Here is a 24,638-nt window from a genome sequence, read left to right on the forward strand (position 1 = left end):
AGAGCTATATCAACATAAAATTAATATACTAACATTTTATTCAAGCTCAACTTTAGTTGCTCCTGCTTCAATAAGTTTTTGCTTTATTTTTTCTGCTTCGTCTTTAGAAACATTAGCAGTCAAATCTTTGGGTAAAGACTCAACTAATTCTTTCGCTTCTTTTAAATTCAATGTAGAATTAACTTCTCTAATAGCTTTAATCACTCCTATTTTTTTGCTTGCATCAATCTCTTTGATTACAACTTTATATTCAGCTTTTTCTTGAGCAACAGGAGCATTAGCATTATCACTAATAGGCACCCCAGCACCAACAGCTCCACCAAGAAAAGAACCACTAGGCAACCCTATTTTTTCTTCTAGAACTTTTACAAGTTCAGAAGCTTCTAATAGATTTAAAGATAATATTTTATCAACCAAATCACTTGTTACATTATTCATACTGACCACCTTATTTAACAACAAATTTATTTTTTAGAACTATAGTAATCCAAAACTCTCATAAGCCTCATAGAAGATGAATTAATAGACAATGCTAACCGAGCAGGAATATCATAAGATATTAAACGCATAATTTTAACACGCAATTCATCCAGAGAGGGAAGCTTAGCCAATTTGTTAACATCTTCCACTGTTAACAATTCATTTATATGAGCCGCACAAATCACAGACATTTTTTCTTTGTTAGCATTAATAAAATCAACTATTAACTTTGCAGCTTCTACTATAGCACTAGAATATATAATAGCAACAGAACCAGAAAATTTACCTGATAAATAAGAAAATTTACCAGTCCTTTCCAAAGCCAAGCAAGCTAGAGTATTTTTAACTACTAACATCCCACCCATTACAGATTTTAGACTATTCCTAAGAATTAATGAATTACTAACATTCATAGACTTGAAATTTACCAATATTAAGAAATCATTATTTACAAACACATTCATTATGTTTTGTATAAATTCATCCTTATCTTTACGCTTCACAATTTCGCTCCCTTAAATTATATCTTCTACTTTGTTTATTTTATGAGCTTTACCCATAGTTGAATTTAAAAAAACGCTTTTAAAGTAAACTCCTTTCACAGAAGCAGGTTTATTGTCTCTAATTACTTTAAGAAAGGCTTTTAAATTTTCCAGCAAATCATCAATATCAAATTTAATACTTCCTAATTTACCATGAATAACCCCATTTTTATCCGTCCTGAATTTTATTTGACCAGACTTAATGGTTTTAGTAGCTTCAGCAATATTAGAAGTCACAGTACCAAATTTAGGGTTAGGCATCAGCCCTTTAGCACCCAATACTTTTGCAATAGGAGTGATTTTTGCCATGAAATCAGGAGTAGTGATGCACCAATCAACATTCAACTTTCTACCTTTTTTTATCTCTTCAATTAAATCTTCTCCTCCTGTAATATCAGCACCAGCTTTTTCAGCTTCTAATAAATGTTTATCTTGAGCAAAAACAGCTACTTTAATATTCTTCCCGATACCTTTAGGCAACACTACTGTACCACGCACCTGCTCTTCAGATTTACGTGAATCTACACCTAAATTGACTGCGATATCAACTGATTCATTAAATTTTGCTGAAGCAGACTCAACAATCTTCTCCAAACACTGCTTAAAATCATCATTATATGTACTCATTTACCTAACCTTCCACAACTTCTATACCCATAGATTTTGCAGTGCCTATAACCATCTTCACTGCTGAATCTTCATTATCCACTTTCATATCAACCATCTTACACTTTGCCACTTTAATGATAGCAGACATAGATAATTTAGCCACTAATTCTTTACCAGAATTACCAGAACCTTTACTTAATTTAGCTTCCTGCTTAAGCAAATAAGCCACAGGCGGACCGCTGACAGTAAAATCATGAGAGCGATCATCCTTTATGGAAATTCTCACTGTTACTAAATCACCTACTTTATAACTAGCGTTAGCAGCGCTAGTAGCTTTATTAAAAGCTTCACAAAATTTAGGAACAGGTATACCACGCGGGCCAAGTACTGAAGCAATTTTCGGCCCTGGAACTGCTTTTCCAGCTTCCATAAGCAAGTTAATCTTAGCAACTACATTACTCATAATTAATCCTCTATTTTCTCTACTTGAGCCAAATCAAGCTCTATTATTGTTGGCTTACCTAAGATTGATACTTCAATATTAATAATTTTTTTCTCATCATTTACCATATCTACCTTACCAGTAAAATTTTGAAAAAGACCATCATTAATTTTTACTTTTTCACCTTTCTCATAACCATAACTCAACTTTTTCGTTTCTTGAGCATTGTAAAGCGCACTACACATTGAGCGAATCTCATTATCCTCAATCACCTTTGGAACATTACCATTTTTCAAAAATCCATAAACCTTAAGAGATTTTGGTATATTATTAATAAAATTTAATACCTCATCGCATAAATTCATGTATAAAAAGACATAACCAGGAAAGGACTTCCTTCGTTTAGCATTTTTTTTAGATTTTAAATCCATCTCACTTAATTCTTCACAAGGAATAAAAACCCTATTAAAATAATTATTAATATTCAATCTCATAGAATTTTCTAATATATATTGGCGCACTTTCTCTTCATAATTAGAGGCAACTCTTAAAATGTACCACTTATATCTATTAAATTCCTTACGTTTTAAAATTACCTCATCATCTGAAATCATCTCAAAATGACCAGACTCATCACCACAAAACCCAGTCATTTGATTCAAAATATTTTTGCTTTCATCACACAGATGCATACATATATATACTTCACATAACTCTTTTATATCAGATTTTACATCACATACTGTCTGATAAGGAATAAACACCTCCTTAAAGTAAACAGTATTGGTTGCCAACTCGCATATATCCTTCTCATACCCGTAATCGACTTTAATGATATACCATTTATACTTATATTCCATAAATAATTCCAAATAAAGTCTTAATTACGTAAAGAGATATAAAATCTACGAAGCAAAAGAAAATCGAAAAGCATAATATAACAGTTATTACAATAAACAAAGATGACAATACCTGCTGTTTTTTTATCCAAGCAATTCTCCTTATTTCTTGCTTTATATCGCAAAAAAAAACATACAGGTTTTTTAACATTTCTACCATAATATTAATGCAGGAGCGATAGGAATTGAACCTACAACCTCTGGTTTTGGAGACCAGCGCTCTACCAATTGAGCTACACTCCTATAATTCAAAGTTTACTCTAAAATTTCCGAAACAACGCCAGAACCAACAGTTCTACCACCTTCTCTTATCGCAAAACGTAATCCTTTATCCATTGCTATTGGTACTTGCAACTCCACTTCTATACTTACATTGTCCCCTGGCATTACCATCTCCTTTCCATCTAGCAACTTTATGCTCCCAGTTACATCCGTTGTCCTTAAATAAAACTGTGGCTGATAATTTCCAAAAAATGGTGTATGCCTTCCTCCTTCTTCTTTCTTCAATATATACACCTCCGCATTAAATTTCTTATGCGGGGTTATTGTCCCTGGTTTTGCCAATACTTGCCCTCTCTCCACTTCTTCTCTCTTTGTTCCTCTTAGTAGTATTCCTACATTGAGTCCTGCACTTCCCTTATCTAGCAACTTCTTAAACATCTCAACACCAGTACATGTCGTCTTTTGCGTCGCTTTCAGACCTATTATCTCTATATCATCCCCTGTCTTTATCTCCCCCTTCTCTATTCTTCCTGTTACTACCGTCCCTCGGCCCGATATTGAAAATACATCTTCTATTGGCAACAAAAACGGCAAATCTACAGGCCTTGGAGGTACTGCCACATACTCATCTAACTTCTCCATCAATTTATCTATTGATTTCTTTCCATACTCACTACTATCATCCTCTAATGCTTTTAACGCAGACCCAACTATCACAGGCACTTCATCACCTGGAAATTTATACTTACTCAGCAACTCTCTCACTTCCATTTCCACCAAATCTATCATATCAGCATCAGCAACATCAGCTTTATTTATATATACCACGATATATCCAACACCCACCTGTTTTGCCAGCAATATATGCTCTCTCGTTTGTGGCATCGGCCCATCAACCCCCGACACTACCAATATCGCTGCATCCATCTGTGCTGCACCTACTATCATATTCTTTACATAATCAGCATGTCCAGGGCAATCAACGTGTGCATAGTGTCTCTTTTCTGTTTGATATTCAACATGCGCTGTTGCTATTGTTATACCTCTCTTTCTTTCTTCTGGCGCTTTATCTATTTGATCATATGCTACAAAATTACCATAATGCTTTGTTATCGCCGCTGTTAACGTTGTCTTCCCATGATCCACATGTCCTATCGTTCCCACGTTTACATGCGGCTTTCCAAATGCTTCTACTATCGCTGTCATAATTACTAACCTTTAATTATACTTTAACTTTAACTCATCAACCACATATTGTGGCACTTGTTCATAACAAGAAAAATGCATACTATACTGAGCTCTTCCCTGAGATATAGAACGCAAAACATTTATATAACCAAACATATTTGCAAGAGGAACCGAAGCAGTAATTATTTTGCTATTATTACCTAAATCCAGCATATCAACAACACTGCCTCTTCTACTATTTATATCACCCATAACATCACCCATATATTCTTCAGGAGTAATGATTTCCACTTTCATTATAGGTTCTAGCATTTTTGGACCAGCTTTATTTGCCATTTCCTTAAAAGCACCTTTAGCAGCAAGTTCAAAAGCCAAAGGACTAGAATCAACATCATGAAAAGCACCATCAAGAAGAGTAGCCTTAAAATCAATCAATGGAAAGCCGGAAATTATACCACCTTCTTTTATCAACTCCAAGCCATTTTGCACTCCAGGTATATACTCTTTTGGAATAGCACCGCCTACAATTTTACTTTCAAACTGAAAGCCAAAACCAGGCTCAAGAGGTTCGAATTTTATTTTAACTTTAGCAAACTGACCAGCACCACCTGATTGTTTTTTATGAGTGTAATCAATTTCAACAGATTTAGTGATAGTTTCACGATATGCAACTTGAGGCGCACCAACGTTAGCTTCAACATTAAACTCGCGCTTCATTCTATCAACAATAATCTCAAGATGCAGCTCACCCATACCTTTCAATATAGTCTGCCCACTCTCTGCATTTACTGACATCCTTAAAGAAGGATCTTCTGCAACCAATCTATTCAAAGCAACACCTAATTTTTCCTGATCTGAGGTGGTTTTCGGTTCTATAGCAATTTCAATAACAGGATCAGGAAATTCCATACGCTCTAATAGTATAGGAAAATCAGATGAACATAAAGTATCACCAGTAATTGTTTTCTTTAATCCAACTAAGGCAACTATATCACCAACTTTAGCTTCGTTTATATCTTCTCTGTTATTTGCATGCATAAGCAACATTCTACCAATTCCTTCAGTCTCATTCTTTCCAGCATTTAACACAGCAGATTTAGATTTTAACTTACCGGAATAAATACGAATAAACGTCAAGCTACCTACAAATTTATCCGTCATCACTTTAAACGCAAGAGCAACGAATTTCTCTTTTTCTGAAGGTTTGATCTCAATTTTCTTTTCTGAATCTTTAGGATCAGTTCCAATAATTACATCAACATCAATAGGAGAGGGTAAAAAATCAACCACACCATCTAAAAGTGATTGCACGCCTTTGTTTTTAAAAGCTGACCCACATAATACAGGGACAAATTTTCCTTTAATGGTCCCGCTTCTCACACACTTTTTCAACAAATCAATTGGCAGATCGTTAGATTCAAAGTAAGTATTTATCGCCTCATCATCCATTTCAGCTGCAGCATCTAATAAAAAATTTCGATACTCTTGAGCCTTATCAAGCAAATCAGAAGGAATATCTTCATAAGAAAATTTAGCGCCTAATGTTTCTTCTTGCCATATAATAGCTTTCATAGAAATAAGATCGATTATGCCTTTAAAATCTTTCTCACTTCCTATTGGCAACTGAATAACTAAAGGTGATGCGCCAAGCTTCGTTTTTATCATATCGACACATCGATAAAAATTTGCCCCGATTCTATCCATTTTATTAACAAAGCAGATACGAGGAACGTTATATTTATCAGCTTGACGCCAAACTGTCTCAGACTGAGGCTCAACTCCAGCAACTCCATCAAATACAGCAACCGCACCATCCAAAACCCTCAAAGATCTCTCAACTTCAATAGTGAAGTCAACATGACCAGGAGTATCTATTATATTAATCCTATGATCATTCCAAAAACATGTTGTTGCAGCAGAGGTAATTGTAATGCCACGCTCCTTCTCTTGCTCCATCCAATCCATAGAAGCTGCACCATCGTGCACTTCACCAATCCTATTTTGTTTGCCAGTATAAAATAAAATACGCTCTGTTGTGGTGGTCTTGCCAGCATCTATATGAGCCATTATTCCTATATTTCTATACCTAGATATTAAAACTTCCATACCACAATCAATCAGCTAATATTAAAAACGAAGATGAGAAAATGCCTTATTAGCTTCAGCCATTTTATACTTTTCTTCACACATCTTAAATGCACCACCACATTTATTATAAGCATCTAATATTTCAGACTGCAAACAATAAACAGTAGTTCTACCGCTCTTTTTTCGAGCAGCAGAAGTTGCTCTAGCAATCCACCTTAATGCCAAAGAAATTGCTCTATCTTGACGAATTTCAACAGGGACTTGATAAGTTGCACCACCAATACGCCGAGAGCGTACTTCTATAGAAGGGGTAACATTTTCTACTGCTGTTTCAAAAATTGATAAGGCATCTTTGCCTATTTTCTTTTCAGCTAAGGACAAAGCACTATAAGCAATCTTTTCTGCAATAGATTTTTTACCACATTTCATAATTATATTAATAAAACGCATAAGCAAGACACTATCATAACGAGAGTCAGGGCTTGTTCTTTTTTTTGCTTTATTACGACGCGCCATAAATTTTAACCAGATTTCTTTACACCATATTTTGAACGAGCTTTCTTTCGATTTTGCACACCACGTAGATCAAGAGCACCTCTTATTATGTGATAACGTACACCCGGCAAATCCTTAACTCGCCCACCACGTATTAAAACAACAGAATGCTCTTGTAAATTATGACCTTCGCCAGGTATATAAGCCGTCACTTCACCGTATCCACTAATCTTTACTCTAGCTACCTTACGTAGTGCTGAATTAGGCTTTCTAGGAGTTGTAGTATATACCTTAGTGCAAACACCCCTTCTTTGAGGATTGCATTTTCCCAAAGCTGGCACCTTCTTCTTGCGAGTTAACCCTGATCTACCTTTACATATTAATTGATTTATCGTAGGCATATACTGTAAACTTAAAACTCTAAAAATAACTAAGTCTTAGTTATAAAATAATAAACCTCAATAGTCAATATAAAAATAAACATTACTACTCTAATAATCTCAGCCTAATTGCTTTGAAAGCTACTGATAATTATATGCTAAAGCGCATATTGGTTTTAATATTAAGAAATTATCACTTGCTGTGGTCTAATTAATATAGATATGGAACAAGTAATATACTGTGATGGCTATCAAAGAATATGCAGAAAATAATGCTTATAATAGAGCCAAGAGCTTCTAACATTAATGCAAAAATACCAACCGAATTACCAGTAAAGCCGGATGATTTTTACAATCCTACTCTTGACACTTAGATTTAATGCAGCTACCCTAAGTTCAAAATTCTATACTCAATTTTGCTGTTCTTGCATGCAAGGAACACGTTTTTAGAATAATGAAAACAATCAGCGCTTTAATTAAAGAAGGGTCAAAGCTACTATCATCACATAGAATTGAATCACCACATTTGGATTGTGAAATCATCATGCAGTACGTACTTGGAGTAGAAAGATCATTCACAATCATGAATCACATCAATCAGGTACCAAGAAACAAAGAACTTCTATTCTGGAAATTAACAAAAAAAAGAGCAGAAAGATATCCAATATCGCAAATAATAGGTAATCGTGAATTCTGGAGTAAAAATTTTATAGTTAACCAACATGTTCTAGATCCAAGACCAGATAGTGAGACAGTAATTTCAACAGTGTTAAAATATTACCAAAATAAGAAGCAAAAAATAAAAATTGCAGATTTTGGCACAGGCACAGGCTGTTTGTTGATCTCCGTACTTAGTGAGTATGAATATGCTATTGGAGTTGGTTTTGAAAAAAGCCTGGAAGCATACAAAATTACCTGCCAGAACACAAAGAAACATAATCTTCTCAACAGAGCTAAAATATTTCCAAATTCGTGGACAGAATGCAGAGATTTATTTGATCTCATAATAAGCAATCCTCCATATATTAAAAGAAGTAAGTTAAAAGATCTGCAAGCTGAAGTGCAAAAAGAGCCAAGAATTGCTCTTGATGGCGGTATCGATGGATTGAGCTGTTACCTGAGTATTTTTCCAATATTGAAAAAGTGCCTTAAAAAAGATGGGTTTGCGATATTGGAAATAGGCGAAGATCAAAGCAATATTGACAAAATAATACCCTTATATGGACTGGCTTTTCAGGAATACGTATACGACTTGGCTGGAATGAAAAGATGCATTGTTGTAAAGCAAGATAAAGAACATGACTAGTAGAACGCTAGCTTTCTAAGAACCTGTTCATAATCTCAAGAAAGGCATAAAGTAAGAAATAGAGTGTATAAATTAGGATATATGAGGAGTGTATACCCAAGTGACATAAGTCGAGAGAAGTTTGAGATTATTTCACCAGATCTGGAGTCTTGTGGAAAAAACAAAACCAAGAAAACTTGATTTGTATGATATATTTTGCGAAGTGTTGTACGCCCTAAAAAGTGGTTATCAGTGGAGGATGCTACCAAAAGAGTTTCCAAAATGGCGCAATTGTTATGATTATTTCAAAAATGGAGTGAAAAAGTAAAAGGAAATAAAAAAAAGTATTTTGGAGTGCATGTTAAAAAAAATAGTTAGTGTGGTCCGACAAAACAATGTTTGGAAAGAAAAAATCAGCTTTTGCATAATTGACACTCAGAGTGTAAAGAACGCAGACACTGATGAAGAAAAAGGCTATGACGCTGGTAAAAAAATCTCAGGAATAAAACGCCATATCGCACGAGATATAGATGTTTGCTATTTATTCTTAAGCTTGGGAGTGTTAAATAGCATTTTACTTTTTTTAGTATGCAGAGATTTTCTAGGAATTATTCTATTGAATTCTATGATATTATTTTTTGTAACATTGTTATACATACCATAAGAGTGAACTGACGAAATTTGTAAAGGAGTTTTATGGCTTAGCTACATGGTACTAACACTCAAGTAAATTTTCATCAATGACGCAATTTGCTATGTCTATATCTCACATAGCTTACAACTTGCTTTACTCCTTTTACTTTTCTTGCAATTGCTATTACAGCTTTTAATTCCGCCTTATTTTGAGCTATACCCATCAAATAAACGACTCTATCAACTGTATTAACGCTATAATTAATTGATTTAATATTTCTTTTTCCCAGAAGCCTCGTGCTTATCTCTGCTGTTATCATACCATCTACAGTAACATCTAGCATAGAAGCCATTTTAATTGGTGTGACTCTTATTTCATTTATCACTTCTTTAATCTCTTTTTGCTGCCAAGCTATTTTCTCTGCTGTGAGTTGCTTTTCATGATTATCAACATTTCCAATGAGTAATACTCTTCCTTCACTCACTTTAACTTTTATAGATGAGAACAGTCCGTGTTTTAAGAGTCCCTTATTGATTCTTATTACTATAGTTGTATCATCAATAATGTTTCCCAAGGATTTATCTTGCATTGTTATTGCTGTAGCCGCTGCAGTTGCTGTTACCACTATACCACTCACAAGAGTCGTACAGCCACTCTGTGTAATCAGAAAAATTGCGAGTAAGAAGCTTGCTATTAATCTCATTATTAATTTCCAGAGTTTAGAGCTTTAATTAAAGAATATTAATAAGCTTTTTTTATTGTGTAAATACTATAAATTGAATAAGCCTTGAATATTTCTAAGACAGTACTTATCTCAATAATGTTAGTTAAAGTAATTCAGGCTTAGATTCATAGTGGAGTTAACCAGTATTATAAGTTCAGTCTGTGGTACTAAAATCTAATCTTTAAATTGCATAAGATGACAGAAGTGGTTATCTATAAGTTAATGAAGGGTTCTTGCGGATATGGCGAAATTGGTAGACGTGCCAGGTTTAGGTCCTGGTGAGCTTGCTCGTGGGGGTTCAAGTCCCTCTATCCGCACTTAAAGTCATGTAACTCAGGTTTTAAGAGAAAATTTATAATCACTAAGTACACTTTTGTTTGTATAAGAACCTGTTCTTAAGGATTGTATTTAACTTAAATTCTGGTAAAATGGCTTTATTAAAACATAAATAAAATATTGATAACAGGTTGTAATGTCTAGTAATATAACTCAAAATGCAGTCGAAGCAGATACATTAAGTAATATATATACCTATAAGGAACTTAGTGTAGATAAACTAAAGTATGAGTATGAAATCACAGTTAGTAGTGATTATATAGAACAAAAGATAAACTCTAGATTACAAGAAATAGCGAAGGATGCAAAATTGCCTGGATTTAGATCCGGAAAGATGCCTTACGATCTTGTTGTTACAAATTATAAAAACGAAGCTTTGGAATATGTGATAAAAGATACGATTGACTATTGCTCAAGTGATTTAATGAAAAAAATCGAAGTTAAGTCTCACATCCATCCTAAGGTTGATATTATGTCATTACCAAACCTGGATAAAAAGGATGAAAAAGGCGACTTTCTGTACAAATTATCTTTTGAATCGATGCCAAAAGTGCCAGTAATAGATCTTGATAAAATAAATTTGAAGAAAGTTAAGGCAAAAATCAAAGAGGGAGACATAAAAGAATTTATTGATTCTATAAAAACAAAATTTCCTAACTTTGTCTCTGTTGATGATGCTTCTTATCAAGCAAAAAACGAGGATAAACTGATAATTGACTTTGAAGGGCGAATTAGAAATAAGCTCTTTCAAGGTGGAAGTGGCAAAAATTTTACTGTTAATTTAGGATCTGGAACATTTATAAATGGTTTTGAAGATCAATTAATTGGCATGAAAAAGGGGGAAACAAAAAGCTTTAAGTTGAGATTTCCTGAAGATTACCAGGTAATTTCCCTTGCGGGGCAGGAGGCTGCTTTTTCTGTTCGAGTTAATGATATTCAGATTGCCGAAGATTTGCAAAGTGATAATGAAATAGCTAGGAGAATTGGTTTTGAAGATCATTCTTCGCTAATAAATCATGTAAAAGAAGTAATTGATAATCAGTGTAAAGAAATGGGAGATCTCTTAATTAAGAAAGAGCTATTTGATTGTTTGGATGCTAGTTATAGTTTTGATTTGCCTATAGAAGTAGTAAAACAGGAACAGCAGAGAGTGGAAAGAGAGTTGAATGCTAAAGATGATTCTTGTAAAGAAGCTGAAAGACGTGTAAAGCTTGCAATGCTATTTATGGAGTTCAGTAAAGAACATGAAATATCATTAACTCAAAGTGATATTATGAATGTTATTGTAAATCAATATGTCAGTAAAGATGTATCATTTGACAGAGTATTTAAACATTTTAAATCAGACGGACAATTTCAGGAATTAGTTAGAGGGCAAGCGCTTGAGTATAAAGTGACAGATTATATGATAGAAAAAGCTAGTAAAGAAGAACAGATTGTTTCTGTGAAAGAATTAAAGGAATTATTTGATAATATTTGATAGGAAAAGGTATGACTCTTATACCAATTGTAGTTGAACAAACTAGTCGCGGTGAGCGGGCTTATGACATATATTCAAGGCTAGTAAAAGAAAGAATAATTTTCGTAACTGGCCCTATTGAAGACAACATGGCCAGCGTAATAGTAGCACAGCTTTTATTTTTAGAATCGGAAAATCCTGATAAAGACATTCATATGTATATTAATTCGCCAGGCGGTGTTGTAACTGCTGGTTTATCAATCTACGATACAATGCAGTACATAAGTCCAGACGTTTCAACTTTATGTATAGGTCAAGCTGCATCTATGGGTTCTTTGTTGCTTGCAGCTGGTGCGAAAGGTAAGCGCCACTCTCTACCTCATTCAAGAATTATGATACATCAACCATCTGGTGGTTATCAAGGTCAAGCAACTGATATAGAAATACATGCTAAGGAAATTTTGCGAATTAAGAAAAAGCTAAATCAAATTTATGAAAAACATACTGGGCATTCACTCAAGAAGATTGAAGGAATGATGGAAAGAGATAAATTTTTGGATCCTATAGAAGCAATGAAACTTGGCTTGATTGATAAAGTAATAGCTGAGCGTAAAGATATGAAGATTGAAAATATTAAAGTTAAACAAAAGGTAGTTTAATGGATAACAATAATGATTTACACTACTGTTCTTTTTGTAACAAGGCACAAAACGAAGTAGATAAATTGATTACTAACTCTTCAGATGGTTTAAAGGTGTTCATTTGTAATGAATGCATAGAGTTATCCCATAAAGCAATAAGTCAAAAGAAAGAGAGAGCTTTTAATTCAGATCATATATCTGATATGAAGCTATTACTAAAGAAACCTGAAGATATAAAAAATTTTCTTAGTAAGCATGTTGTAGGTCAGGAACATGCGCAACACGTTTTATCTGTGGCTATGTATAACCATTGTCAATCCATGGTGCAACTTCATTCTATAAGTGATATTGAAATTGAGAAGTCAAATATAATGCTTATTGGCCCTACTGGTTCTGGTAAGACTTTGCTAGCAAAAACACTTGCTAAAGTTTCAGATGTGCCATTTGCTATGGCCGATGCGACAACTTTGACTGAGGCAGGTTATGTAGGTGATGATGTAGAAAGCGTGTTGTCACGTCTATTACAAGCTGCAAATTATGATGTTGCAAAGGCACAGCATGGTATAGTGTTTATCGATGAAATAGACAAGATCACAAGAAAGTCTGAAAGCGCTTCAATAACCCGTGATGTTTCAGGTGAAGGGGTCCAACAAGCTCTACTAAAAATCATGGAAGGTACGGTTGCTTATGTTCCTCCACAAGGAGGGCGAAAACACCCGCAACAAGAGTTTATACAAGTAGACACTAGTAACATACTATTTATTTGTGGAGGAGCTTTTGAAGGCCTAAATAAAATTATTGAGGCAAGAAAAAAGGGAACATCAGTTGGCTTTGGAGCAGATATAAGTCAGTCTAAAGCACAAAAGAAAAAAAATGCTTTACGCGATGCTCAACCTGAGGACTTAATCAAATTCGGTTTGATACCCGAATTTGTAGGACGGGTTCCAATAACTGCTGTTCTAGATGAGCTGGATCACGAGGATTTAATACATGTGTTGACAGAGCCAAGAAATGCGCTAGTAAAACAATATAAAGCATTGCTTGCATTTAGTAAAGTAAACCTTGAGTTTTCAGATGAAGCAATATCAGCTATTGCTAAAAAAGCTATAAGCTATAAAACAGGTGCAAGGATGTTACGTGCTATCTTAGAGTCACTTTTGCTTGATGTTATGTATATATCCGGCAACGGAGGTTTTGAAGGTAGCACTATAACGGTTACTAAGAAAATGGTAGAATTAGGCAAAGCGACGATTAATCATAATAATAAGGGTAGTGTTATAACGGTTAATGATTAATTTGAGGCATATATTATGAGTATTGGACGTGCTGTAAACTTTAATTCTACTGTATTACCAGTATTACCTCTAAGAGATGTAGTAATTTTTCCAAATATAATGTTGCCTTTATTCGTAGGTAGAGAAAAATCTGTTCATGCACTAGAATATGCAATAAGTAGCAGTAGTCACCAAAACGAGATTTTTCTCATAGCACAAAAAGATGGTTCTATTGATAATCCAGAGCCAGAGAATCTTTATGAAGTAGGCGTGTTAGCAAACATTATACAACCATTAATAAAACTGCCTGACAATGCAGTAAAAGTCATGATTCATGGGGTAAGAAGGGGAAGAGTTATAGAATATATTAGCTCTCACACTTTGTTACAGGCCAGAGTAGCGTTAGATGGTCATTATGAGTATGGAGAAAATGAAGATAATATTGATTTAGAAGCTTTAAGGCGTTCTGTTATAGATGCATTCGACAATTGGTGTAAACTAAGCAAGAAAAGTCGACCCGAGATTATTATTGACCCCATTGATCAAGTTAAAGAGGTTAATCAAATTGTAGATATGATAGCTTCGCACTTAAATATAAAGGTATCAGATAAGCAAAACATACTTGAAGTTTATAACCCAAAAGAGCGTTTAAAAAAAGTTTTTGCTCTTATTGAGAGAGAAATAAGTATTTTGAGTGCACAAAACCGCTTGTATAAGACAATTAAATCACAGGTTGAAAGTACTCAAAAAGTTTACTACCTTAATGAGCAATTAAAAGCTATACAGAAAGAATTAGGTGAGTTTGAAAATGGAGATGAAGGGAATATACTCAATGAATTTGAAAAAAAGATAAATGAAACAAAGCTTTCTGAGGAAGCAAAAAAGAAAGCCATAACTGACTTAAAGAGATATAAGAAAATGAATCCCATTTCTCCTGAAGCAACAGTTATATCTAGTTACTTGCATTGGTTGCTTGATTTGCCATGGGGAAAGTACAAAGATGCAAAAATTAACTTAAATGCGGCTAAAAAAATCTTAGATGAAAATCATTATGGCATAGAGAAAGTAAAAGATAGAATAATAGAATTTTTAGCAGTATTAAAGAGAGTAAAAGAGATAAAGGGTCCTATACTTTGCTTAGTTGGACCACCTGGTGTTGGTAAAACTTCTTTAGCTAAGTCTATGGCAAAAGCAGTAGGAAGAGATTTTGTTCGCATATCTCTTGGTGGTATACGTGATGAGTCTGAAATACGAGGACACAGAAAAACTTATATTGGCTCAATGCCTGGTAAAATCATTCAACACATGAAAAAAGCTAATTCATGCAACCCGCTTTTTCTGCTTGATGAAATAGATAAGATGGGTTCTGATTCGCGTGGTGATCCTGCATCTGCATTACTTGAGGTTTTGGATACTGAGCACAATAAACACTTTACGGATCATTACTTGGAAGTTGAATTTGATCTTTCAAGTGTAATGTTTGTAGCTACGGCAAACAGCTTAAATTTGCCACATCCTTTGCGTGATAGGATGGAAATTATACAATTATCTGGATATAGCGAAGATGAGAAGATCAATATTGCTACGCATCACCTTATTCCAAAATTAAAAAAAGAGCATGGTTTGCATCAGAAGGAGTGGAAAATAACTAATGAAGCATTATACGAGTTGATACGTTTATATACACGTGAGAGCGGCGTGCGAAGCATGGAAAGGGAACTTGCAAAGCTCATGAGAAAAGCAGTTAAAGCAATATTAACTGATAAAAATAAGAAAATATCCGTAGAGGTTGGTAATTTACAAGATTACCTAGGGGTACGTAAGTATACCTTTGGCATTGCAGAAAATGAGAGTTTGGTAGGGGTAGTAACTGGTCTCGCCTATACTGAAACAGGTGGTGATATTTTAATGATAGAGTCAGTCCTAATTCCGGGCAAGGGGGAAATAAAATACACAGGAAAGCTTGGAGAGGTTATGCAAGAGTCTATAAAAGCTGCGTATAGTTATGTGCGATCAAATTGTTTATTTTTCGGTATAAAACCCGAAAAATTTCAAAATAATGATATACATTTGCATGTACCTGAGGGTGCTGTGCCAAAAGATGGTCCCTCTGCTGGCAGTGCAGTATGTACATCTATTGTTTCTCTTATGACAAATATACCAGTTAACAAAAGTGTTGCTATGACAGGTGAAGTAACATTGCGTGGTAGAGTGTTGGCTATTGGGGGTTTGAGAGAAAAATTGCTTGCTGCGCTAAGAGGATCAATCAAAACTGTGATTATACCAAGTGAAAATGAGAAAGATATGCAAGAGATTCCTACAAATATAAAAGAAGAAATCAATGTAATTTTTGCTGAGAATATTGATGAAGTTATAAAAGTTGCTTTGATGCACCCTATTACTTCAGTTGATGATAATAACGAAATTAGTGTGTCTAGCTCCATAGAAAATAAGGATAATACCTTCCCTTCATCAGAAACATTAAAGCACTAAATTGAAAAGGTTTATGCAATTTTCGTTTCTTTTTTTTAACCTCAAAGCTCTGATTTGAATATATAAATTACAAGTAACATATATGGCAATTTCATAAGTTCATTTTTCAAGCATATATTGCAATATCTCACTAGCAATTGCAACATCTTGGCGTGGAGTTTTACCATGTTCTATAAACACTGAGATTGCATAGCGCGGATCATGGTAGGGGCCATAAGCGATAAACAATTTATGACTTTCACCTTTAGAGTTTATCTCTGGTGTTCCGGTTTTGCCAGCAATTTGTATACTGCCTAGTCCTTTTCTATAGTTAGAATTCACCACGTCAAACATAGCTTTTCGAACCACACTAAGATGCTCATGATTCACATCAATATCAAGAAAGTCTTGCCCTGATTTACTCATCTCAATGTGGGGAATTACCTCCTTTCCTGTTGCAACCCTCGCTGCAAGAACCGCAAGCTGTAATGGCGTTGTAAGTAAATACCCTTGTCCTATAACTAAGTTAATGGTATCACCTAAATACCACTCTGAATATAGCTTGCGTGCACGCCAATTCATGTCAGGCAACAATCCCGGAGCTTCTTCCTTAAACATTCCAATTAATGGTCCACTTCCTATACCAAATTTGCTAGCCATTTCTAGTAGAGAATCTACATTTATTTTTTTTCCTATATTATAAAAGTAAGTGTTGCATGAGAGAGCCATTGCCTCATTTAAAGATACATATCCATGAACTTTGCTTTTCATGCAACGAAATTTCCGCTCACCTATCTTCATATATCCCCTACACGAGAATTTTTCTTCTGGTGTTATTATTCCATCTTTTAAACCCGCAAGCGCATCTATTATTTTAAATATTGAACCAGGTGGAATTTGATATGATAATGCACGGTTTACAAGCGGTAACGAAGGAATATTTAAACTTTCCCAAGTTTCATTTGATAATCTGCTAGTGAAAAGATTATTATCGTAAGAAGGTGAGTTATACAATGCTAAAATTTCTCCGTTATTTACATCAATTACCACTGTGGAACCTTGGTGGTCTTTAAATATCTCTGCGATTTTTTTCTGTAAATCAACATCAATTGTCAGCTGTACATCTTGTCCGTCTTGTTGAGGTATGCTAGACAACTCTCTCATGATACGCTTCTTAGAATTTATTTCCTGCTCAGACTTGCCTGTCCTGCCTTTTAATATATCATCATATGTATATTCAATGCCACTAACCCCTGCTTCGTTTATGCCTTGCTGTCTTTTCGTGTATCCGATTATATGAGAACATATCGAACCAAACGGGTAATAACGTTTATAAAGAGCAGTTATTTTTGTATCTGATGATTTTGTCGCATCAGGTTTAATTTCTGATAACATCTGCAAGTCAACTTCCCTAGTAAAGGTTTTCTGCCCATCAAATAAAACAATATACGAAATTTTGTTTACTGCGAGTTCAACGCTATTCCTATCCAAAATCCTGCCTCGTTTAGGCACAATAGTAACAACTTTTATCCTATTATTATTGGATAGCACTTCATATTTTTGTCTATCTCGTACTTGTAAAGTATACAACCTATAACTAAAAACAGCAGAAATAGTAAGCTGAATACCACCTAATATGAATGACCTACGGTTGAAGACCTTGTTTTTTGTCCACATAGAATTCCTTTAGAATGCACTCCTTCTCCTTTTATTGGCATATTTCTAGCTTTCACTACATCACAAACCCTTTCTTCCCACTCACTTAAGGTAACAAGTTTGTAACCCGATTTTTTTAGTATTTCAATAATCTGAGGTAAAGCTTCAACTGTATTTGATTTGTTATCGTGATCATGGAACAATATAATCGCTCCATTATGTACATTGCTTAAAACTCTTTCAACCAAAATCTCTGATTTATCACCTTGCCAATCCAGAGAATCGACTGTCCATAATATGGAATACATATTTAATCGATTAGTATTTTCGATCAAATTATCATTGTGACATCCATATGGTGGACGAAACCATTTTACATTCTGTTCTGTTGCATTTTTAATTGCCACATTTGTCTTTTCCAGTTCTTGCAATTGCTCCTCACTTGAAAGTGATGTCAACTTCCTATGCGACCAAGAATGATTACCTAATTCATGACCTGCTTGATGGATCTTTTCTACTATTTTAGATGTTTTTTTATTTATGCGTTCACCAAGCAAAAAAAATGTCGCTTTTGTTTTATTGCTCTCCAGAATATTAATAATATCTCCTGATCTATTATAAGATGGACCATCATCAAACGTAAGCGCAACGAACTTATCGTTGTTATTCAATAATTTCTTTATATTACTTAAATTTTTATATGATAGATCCAAATCACAATTGAGCCCACGATATGGTAAGTTAAAGTTACAATCACTACAGAAAACTGCGCTTGAATATAGCAAAAGAAAAGCGATTATTCTTATAAACATATATAATCAGCAAAGTGATAGAGTACTACACTTTTTTGCTAAATTAAACCACTTTTAACAGCTACTGTTTACTTCGTTACTTTGTCAATATATTATATTAATAACTTTATATAATATAGTATGATTGCAAATATAAATACCGTTGCACTTCAGGGAACCAGCACAGTAAATGTTAATGCACAAATTCACATGGCAAATGGTATTCCAGCTTTTAAAGCAACAAGGACAACATTGCAAATTTAGAGTTCAAAAGGGTTATTCCTCGAGAACTACTGCGTCAGAAAGCTGGCGTTGAATTTGTATATAATGTTGACCTTGGAGGTTTTTATGAATAATAGTGAGAGAAAAGAAAAATTGGAAACTCGCATTTTATCAAGTAGAGGCAGGTCTTTACTTGACCATGAGCTACTGGAACGTACTCTATCTGAATGTGAAGAAGGAAGAGAAGTGGCCAAAAAGCTAATAGAGCTCTTTAGTAGTTTAGGAAGGGTAATTAACGCTGACTTTCATGAGCTAAAAAATGTTACAGGAATGAATGATGGAGCAATAGCAAGTATCTTTTGTCTGAAAGAGATTTTCGATAGGATACTGAAAGGTAAGTTAAAAAAGCTGTCGATTCTTGATAACAGAGAAGAGCTACTAAAATACTTTAAAACAGCAATAGGGCAGTCACGAAAGGAAAGCTTGCGAGTAATATACTTAGATCGAAGTGGTCATTTGATATACGAGTATATTCAAGACTGTGGAACTATAGACAGAGTACCTCTATATGTGAGAGAAATAATCAAACAGGGATTACTGATAGATGCATCATCTATTGCAATTTCACATAATCATCCAAGTGGAGATACAGAACCATCAAAGGAGGATGAGGATAACACACTTACATTAGCTGCAACCTGCGAAAATGTAGGAATGAAATTAATAGATCACATAATCGTAACACAGAAGAGCCACTTTAGTTTTTATGATAGTGGTTTATTGTAATCTGTAGACCGGAAGGAAAGTTCTCCAACTTTCCTTCTTTTTTTCTACTTCATAAATTAAAAAATTCAATATAAGCTTGAGCAGCTAAAATTAGTAATGAAAGGTGGAATTAGGCAAAAAAATAAAAGAACTTAGATTATACTGTGGTTTAACACAAACTGAGTTGGGAAAGAAAATAGGCGTTTCGTATAGACAAATACAAAGGTACGAAAATAGTTCAAACCAAATTTTGGCCAGTAGGCTATACGACTTAGCAAAAGCACTATCGATTAATGTGGCTGATTTTTTTACTGATGTGCATGTCGACTCACATGAAACTTATGATGAAGAAATACTAAAATTAGTCAAAGGATATAATGAAATTAAAAGCAAAAGGTTACGTAGCGTAGTTTATATATTGGTAAAATCTTTTTCTCAAAGTTACAATGAGAGTTAGTATTGCTTCAATACCTCAGTTAATATATTAATAAATGATTGTACAAGATGAACAACATCCTATTGATAAACAAATAGGTGAAAGAATAAGGAAGAGAAGGTTAATATGCGGTTTTAGCCAAAGAGACTTAGGAAAAAAGCTCGGAATTTCATTTCAGCATATACAAGGATATGAAACTGGAGAGGTAAGGCTTGTAATTGATAGATTGTATAATTTGGCAGAAGCTTTGTCCGTTGATATGTCATATTTTTTTACCAAAGCTTCTGAAGACTTACACGATAAGGCCTTTTGTAGCGATGTGGGTAGTGAAGAAATATCAAGGCTAGTGAGGGAATACAGGAAAATTAAGGATGAAACGTTGCGTGATATTGTGCATTCAGTGATAAAAGCGCTTGCCAATAAATAATATTGCCTGAATATATCTTCAATCCACTTCTACAAGCAATGCTAGTTAAGGTAAATTTTTTATGGTAATTTGGGAGTGTTCTGTAAACTGTGTCAAACCGAAAAATTATATTATAATAAATATAAATAGAGGTTTTACATATGAATCAAAAAACATCAAACAAATACGTTGGATTAGTGGACTATAAAGAATTAGAGTCAAATATCCTGTCGTCTATTCGAGAAGGAAGGCCATTGACTGGAAAAGAAGGGGCATTAACGCCTTTAATTAAGAAGCTGCTAGAGGCAAGTTTAGAGGGTGAAATAGAGAATCACTTATCGTCTGAAGATGAGGAAAACAACCGAAGAAATGGTAGAAATTCAAAGACTTTGAATACAAGTTCAGGATCATTTGAACTCTTCACGCCAAGAGATAGAAATGGGAGTTTTGAACCTCAGGCGGTTAAGAAAAGGCAAACTAATCTACATCCTGAGCTTGAAAAAAAGATCCTGAGTATGTTTGCAAGTGGCATGGGCTACAAAGATATAGCATCGCATGTTGAAGAAATTTATGACCACAAAATATCAGCGGCAGAGATATCAAGCATTACCGACAAATTACTGCCAGTGATAAATGAATGGCGCAGTCGACCGCTGCAGTCTGTATATCCGATAGTTTTCATGGACGGCATGTTCTTCAAAGTCAAAGAAGACGGACGGTGTGTAAGCAAATGCATGTATAACATATTAGGTGTAGATCAAGAAGGCAAAAAGGAGGTTTTGGGCTTCTATTTGGCTGAAAGTGAGGGAGCTAACTTTTGGCTCGGTGTGTTAAATGACCTCAAAGAAAGGGGTGTAGATGATATTCTAATTGCTTGTGTAGATGGGCTGAAAAGCTTTCCTACGGCTATAAATAGCGTGTTCCCTAATGCAGAGGTGCAGCTATGTATAGTGCATCAGATAAGGAACTCGCTGAAATATGTGTCTAGCAAAGATGTGAAAAGTTTTATGAGCGATTTGAAGAAAATATATCAGGCTTCAAACAAGGAAATTGCTGAAAATTATTTGCTGGAGCTGGATGAAAAATGGGGCACGAAATATCCAATGGTTATAAAGTCTTGGCAGAATAATTGGGAAAATTTGTCTGGCTATTTTAAGTATTCTGACCCAGTGAGAAGGCTGGTTTACACTACAAATCCAATTGAGGGCCTGCATAGACAAATCAGAAAATTTACCAAAACCAAGGGCTCATTTACCAGCATAAGTGCCTTGTACAAACAGGTATATTGTGCTATAAAAAAGGTGGAAGAGAAATGGACAATGTCTGTACAAAATTGGGCATTAACCGTGTCTCAACTTGATATTTTCTTTCCGAACAGATTGAAAATTGAGTTGAATTAAAAATGCGGTTTGACACAGTTTACAGAACCATACGCGTCAAGTTAAGGAACTGTGGTAATAAACTTAGTGTAAGGAAGAGAAAAAGAAGATATAAGTTCTCTTAAATCTAACAAAGAAAACGGAGAACTTATACAATGAAAAGAATAGTTTGCATCTCAAAAAAGCTCAAAGAATTTTTTAATGAAAAAGCAGATAAAATCTCAGCTACAACAGGGTTCATAAAAAGAAAGAGGAAGCTAAAAGGCTCGTCGTTCATAAAAGCCATCGTTTTGGGTAATATAGGGGTTGATAATTGTAGTATAGAGACAGTGTGTCAATTATTGAATGAAGACTCGATAAATATAACAAAACAAGGTCTGGACTTTAGATTTACCAAGGAAGCAGTGGAATTTATGAAAAGAATGTATTTTAACGTTACTTAAAAATACCTTACAAGTTGATTGCAGAATCTTGAAGCACTTTGGAGGTGTTAAATTATTAGACAGCAGCTACATTAGCTTACCTAACAGTATGGAAGACATGTATAAAGGTTATGGTACCAGCTACAGTGGTTATGAAAGCAATACTAAGTCTGGAATAAAGTTACAATTAGTTTTTGACTACCTAAACCAGACATTAGACCAGCTTAATATAACTGAAGGAATAAGAGGGTTATAGAAGCCATTTAAGCAATATATCGAACAACGATTTACTAATATCTGATTTGGGTTATTTTGTGCCAAGTTCTTTTAAACAAATCAATGAAATAGGAGCTTATTTCATAAGTCGTCGATACTAACATATATGATATAGAGACAGGTCAAAAAATAGATTTACTAGAACATTTGGGAGATCGATCTTTTCTAGAACAGGAGGTATTGTTAGGAAAAGAGACAAGGGTTAAAGTAAGAATTATATTTAAAAAACTAACTGAAGAACAAGCTATGGCTAGAAGAAGAAAGGCTAATAGGTTAGCAAGATCACATGGATACACATCTTCTCAAAGGAACCAAAAGTTACTAAATTGGTCGATATTTATAACTAATGTTCCAAAAAGTAAGATTAATGCTGAGCAAATACTAGTAGTTTACCGAATAAGATGGCAAATTGAATTATTGTTCAAATTATATAAGAGTAATATAAGGCTTGATAAGCTGAGAGGAAAGCCATACAGAGTATTATGTGAGCTATATGCCAAATTGTGTGCAATTCTTATATTTCATGGAATAGTGGGTTGCACAGAACTGAAAAAAAATACGGAGCTTAGCTTAACAAAGGCATTTATTGAGCTAAAAAGACGGGTTAGAGAGTTATTTTTAGCACTAAATAATAAAATTAAAGGCTTAAATATTTTTCTCAAAAAGCTTACCATAACTTGGTCGCAGTTTTCATTAAAAGACAAGTACAGAAAAACTAGGGAATCCACGGGAGTGTTAAATAAACTGTGTCAAACCGAAAAAAAAGTAATAAATTGATATAAAAAAATGGAGGTTTGACAATGAGTCAGAAAGTAGTAAACAGAACTACCGGTTTGGTAGATTATAAAGAATTAGAAACAAATATCCTGTCGTCTATACGAGAAGGAAGACCGTTGACAGGAAGAGATGGAGCATTAACACCGTTTATAAAAAAGTTGCTGGAGGTAAGCCTGGAAGGTGAAATAGAAAACCACTTGTCGGCTGAAAGCGAAGAGAATAATCGAAGAAATGGGAGGAATGCAAAGACTTTACGTACAAGCGCAGGGTCATTTGAGCTTTTGACGCCAAGAGATAGGGAAGGAAGTTTCGAACCACAAATAGTCAAAAAAAGGCAAACAAACTTACATCCAGAGCTTGAAACGAAGATTTTGAGCACATTTGCCAGTGGTATGGGCTATAGAGATATAGTGTCACATGTTGAGGAAATTTATGATCACAAAATATCGGCGGCAGAGATATCAAGTATTACTGACAAATTGCTACCAGTAATCAACGAATGGCGTAGTCGCCCGCTGCAGTCTGTATATCCGATAGTTTTCATGGTTTTTTAAAGTCAAAGAGGACGGGCATTGCGTAAGTAAATGCATGTATAATATATTAGGCATAGATCAAAATGGCAAAAAAGAAGTATTAGGTTTTTATTTGGCTGAAAGTGAAGTTCTGGTTGGGAGTGCTAAATGACCTCAAAGAAAGAGGAGTAGAAGATATCCTTATTGCCTGCGTTGATGGGCTGAAAAGCTTTCCTGCAGCTATAAACAGTGTCTTTCCTAATGCGGAAGTGCAGATGTGTATAGTGCATCAGATACGCAACTCACTGAAGTATGTGGCCAGTAAAGATGCGAAGAGTTTTTTGAGCGATTTAAAGAAGGTATATCAAGCTTCAAGCAAGGAAATTGCCGAGAATTATCTGTTGGAATTGGATGAAAAATGGGGCACAAAGTATCCTATGGTTTTGGCAGAATAATTGGGAAAACTTGTCTGGTTATTTTAAGTATTCTGGTCCAGTTAGGAGGATAATCTACACCACCAATCCCATAGAGGGGCTACATAGGCAAATTAGGAAATTCACTAAGACCAAAGGCTCATTTACCAGCATAAATGCCTTGTATAAGCAGGTATATTGTGCTATAAAGAAGGCAGAGGAAAAGTGGACGATGCCTGTACATGATTGGGCTTTAACTATCTCTCAACTTGATGTTTTCTTTCCTGGCAGATTGAAAATTGAGTTGAACTAAAAATGCGGTTTGACACAGTTTATTTAACACTCCCGTATCCACCTTAACTTCTCTAAATTTGCTTTAACTTGACGCGTATGGTTTACAGAACACTCCCGGT

General features: G+C 34.6%; 23 protein-coding genes, 2 tRNA genes and 3 pseudogenes. 14 read left to right on the top strand and 14 right to left on the bottom strand.

All coding sequences use genetic code 11. From position 1 onward, the window contains the following. Positions 1-36 precede the first annotated feature (36 nt). From rplL to rpsL, 11 genes are all read right to left on the bottom strand, one after another. Complete coding sequence (rplL, locus tag ONG75_RS03840) at positions 37-438, bottom strand: 50S ribosomal protein L7/L12 (protein ID WP_007301986.1); 402 nt, start codon at positions 436-438, stop codon at positions 37-39. 26 nt (positions 439-464) lie between these two features. Further along, the gene (gene rplJ / locus ONG75_RS03845; protein ID WP_007301987.1) at positions 465-983 is read right to left on the bottom strand and encodes a 50S ribosomal protein L10; all 519 of its coding nucleotides are present in this window, start codon (positions 981-983) and stop codon (positions 465-467) included. Positions 984-995: 12 nt separating this feature from the next. Next, a complete protein-coding gene (rplA, locus tag ONG75_RS03850; protein WP_264375820.1) occupies positions 996-1,649 on the bottom strand; it encodes a 50S ribosomal protein L1 in 654 nt (217 codons plus the stop codon). A 4-nt stretch (positions 1,650-1,653) separates the two neighbouring features. After that, positions 1,654-2,094, bottom strand: coding sequence for a 50S ribosomal protein L11 (locus ONG75_RS03855; protein WP_010406829.1), 441 nt, complete (start codon positions 2,092-2,094; stop codon positions 1,654-1,656). A 2-nt stretch (positions 2,095-2,096) separates the two neighbouring features. Beyond that, the gene (gene nusG / locus ONG75_RS03860; RefSeq protein WP_010406831.1) at positions 2,097-2,933 is read right to left on the bottom strand and encodes a transcription termination/antitermination protein NusG; all 837 of its coding nucleotides are present in this window, start codon (positions 2,931-2,933) and stop codon (positions 2,097-2,099) included. Then, positions 2,923-3,132 (bottom strand): preprotein translocase subunit SecE, encoded by a 210-nt coding sequence (gene secE, locus ONG75_RS03865; RefSeq protein ID WP_319606831.1) that lies wholly within the window; start codon positions 3,130-3,132, stop codon positions 2,923-2,925. Before secE ends, nusG begins: the two co-directional genes overlap by 11 nt. 10 nt (positions 3,133-3,142) lie before the next feature. After that, positions 3,143-3,215: transfer RNA gene (locus tag ONG75_RS03870), tRNA-Trp, on the bottom strand. 12 nt (positions 3,216-3,227) lie between these two features. Beyond that, entirely contained in the window at positions 3,228-4,400 is a 1,173-nt protein-coding gene (gene tuf / locus ONG75_RS03875) for an elongation factor Tu (RefSeq protein WP_264375823.1), read from the bottom strand. Between the two features lie 12 nt (positions 4,401-4,412). Next, positions 4,413-6,488, bottom strand: coding sequence for an elongation factor G (gene fusA, locus ONG75_RS03880; RefSeq protein ID WP_264375824.1), 2,076 nt, complete (start codon positions 6,486-6,488; stop codon positions 4,413-4,415). A gap of 21 nt (positions 6,489-6,509) precedes the next feature. Beyond that, positions 6,510-6,986 (bottom strand): 30S ribosomal protein S7, encoded by a 477-nt coding sequence (gene rpsG, locus ONG75_RS03885; protein ID WP_264375825.1) that lies wholly within the window; start codon positions 6,984-6,986, stop codon positions 6,510-6,512. 5 nt (positions 6,987-6,991) lie between these two features. After that, the gene (gene rpsL, locus ONG75_RS03890; RefSeq protein ID WP_010406837.1) at positions 6,992-7,366 is read right to left on the bottom strand and encodes a 30S ribosomal protein S12; all 375 of its coding nucleotides are present in this window, start codon (positions 7,364-7,366) and stop codon (positions 6,992-6,994) included. A gap of 433 nt (positions 7,367-7,799) precedes the next feature. Between rpsL and prmC the strand changes: the two genes are divergently transcribed. Then, complete coding sequence (gene prmC, locus ONG75_RS03895) at positions 7,800-8,651, top strand: peptide chain release factor N(5)-glutamine methyltransferase (protein ID WP_139686898.1); 852 nt, start codon at positions 7,800-7,802, stop codon at positions 8,649-8,651. Between the two features lie 81 nt (positions 8,652-8,732). Next, positions 8,733-9,156: pseudogene (locus tag ONG75_RS07820) on the top strand (transposase); the annotation flags it as partial. A gap of 211 nt (positions 9,157-9,367) precedes the next feature. Here the strand turns inward: ONG75_RS07820 and ONG75_RS03905 are convergent. After that, positions 9,368-9,967 carry a BON domain-containing protein gene (locus tag ONG75_RS03905; RefSeq protein ID WP_010406846.1) on the bottom strand — a complete coding sequence of 200 codons (600 nt, stop codon included), beginning with the start codon at positions 9,965-9,967 and terminating at the stop codon, positions 9,368-9,370. 256 nt (positions 9,968-10,223) lie between these two features. Here ONG75_RS03905 and ONG75_RS03910 point away from each other — a divergent pair. From ONG75_RS03910 to lon, 5 genes are all read left to right on the top strand, one after another. After that, positions 10,224-10,305: transfer RNA gene (locus ONG75_RS03910), tRNA-Leu, on the top strand. A 155-nt stretch (positions 10,306-10,460) separates the two neighbouring features. Next, complete coding sequence (gene tig / locus ONG75_RS03915) at positions 10,461-11,804, top strand: trigger factor (protein WP_139686894.1); 1,344 nt, start codon at positions 10,461-10,463, stop codon at positions 11,802-11,804. An 11-nt stretch (positions 11,805-11,815) separates the two neighbouring features. Then, the gene (gene clpP, locus ONG75_RS03920; protein ID WP_139686893.1) at positions 11,816-12,442 is read left to right on the top strand and encodes an ATP-dependent Clp endopeptidase proteolytic subunit ClpP; all 627 of its coding nucleotides are present in this window, start codon (positions 11,816-11,818) and stop codon (positions 12,440-12,442) included. Then, positions 12,442-13,719 (top strand): ATP-dependent Clp protease ATP-binding subunit ClpX, encoded by a 1,278-nt coding sequence (gene clpX / locus ONG75_RS03925; RefSeq protein WP_010406852.1) that lies wholly within the window; start codon positions 12,442-12,444, stop codon positions 13,717-13,719. Before clpP ends, clpX begins: the two co-directional genes overlap by 1 nt. Before the next feature lie 15 nt (positions 13,720-13,734). Continuing rightward, positions 13,735-16,191, top strand: a complete 2,457-nt coding sequence (gene lon / locus ONG75_RS03930; protein WP_264375826.1) for an endopeptidase La — start codon at positions 13,735-13,737, stop codon at positions 16,189-16,191. A gap of 99 nt (positions 16,192-16,290) precedes the next feature. Here lon and ONG75_RS03935 read toward each other — a convergent pair whose 3' ends face one another. Then, positions 16,291-17,847 (bottom strand): penicillin-binding transpeptidase domain-containing protein, encoded by a 1,557-nt coding sequence (locus ONG75_RS03935; protein ID WP_319606832.1) that lies wholly within the window; start codon positions 17,845-17,847, stop codon positions 16,291-16,293. Beyond that, positions 17,802-18,638 (bottom strand): polysaccharide deacetylase family protein, encoded by an 837-nt coding sequence (locus tag ONG75_RS03940; RefSeq protein ID WP_264375828.1) that lies wholly within the window; start codon positions 18,636-18,638, stop codon positions 17,802-17,804. The genes ONG75_RS03935 and ONG75_RS03940 overlap by 46 nt, the downstream gene beginning before the upstream one ends. A gap of 327 nt (positions 18,639-18,965) precedes the next feature. Here ONG75_RS03940 and ONG75_RS03945 point away from each other — a divergent pair, with 327 nt between their 5' ends. From ONG75_RS03945 to ONG75_RS07830, 7 genes and pseudogenes are all read left to right on the top strand, one after another. Further along, positions 18,966-19,625, top strand: coding sequence for a JAB domain-containing protein (locus tag ONG75_RS03945; protein WP_012673223.1), 660 nt, complete (start codon positions 18,966-18,968; stop codon positions 19,623-19,625). A gap of 103 nt (positions 19,626-19,728) precedes the next feature. Next, on the top strand, positions 19,729-20,061 hold the full coding sequence (locus tag ONG75_RS03950; RefSeq protein WP_041582615.1) for a helix-turn-helix domain-containing protein: 333 nt from the start codon (positions 19,729-19,731) through the stop codon (positions 20,059-20,061). A 34-nt stretch (positions 20,062-20,095) separates the two neighbouring features. Further along, positions 20,096-20,467, top strand: coding sequence for a helix-turn-helix domain-containing protein (locus ONG75_RS03955; RefSeq protein WP_041582616.1), 372 nt, complete (start codon positions 20,096-20,098; stop codon positions 20,465-20,467). A gap of 140 nt (positions 20,468-20,607) precedes the next feature. Beyond that, positions 20,608-21,846: an IS256 family transposase gene (locus ONG75_RS03960; protein ID WP_264375829.1), complete on the top strand. Its 1,239-nt coding sequence runs from the start codon at positions 20,608-20,610 to the stop codon at positions 21,844-21,846. Between the two features lie 134 nt (positions 21,847-21,980). Then, positions 21,981-23,300: pseudogene (locus ONG75_RS03965) on the top strand (IS4 family transposase). A gap of 23 nt (positions 23,301-23,323) precedes the next feature. Continuing rightward, the gene (locus ONG75_RS07825; RefSeq protein ID WP_405197644.1) at positions 23,324-23,854 is read left to right on the top strand and encodes a transposase; all 531 of its coding nucleotides are present in this window, start codon (positions 23,324-23,326) and stop codon (positions 23,852-23,854) included. A gap of 34 nt (positions 23,855-23,888) precedes the next feature. After that, positions 23,889-24,538: pseudogene (locus tag ONG75_RS07830) on the top strand (IS256 family transposase). The last annotated feature ends 100 nt before the right edge of the window (positions 24,539-24,638 follow it).

The sequence above is a fragment of the Wolbachia endosymbiont (group B) of Sphaerophoria taeniata genome (assembly GCF_947179355.1).
Classification (GTDB): Bacteria; Pseudomonadota; Alphaproteobacteria; order Rickettsiales; family Anaplasmataceae; genus Wolbachia.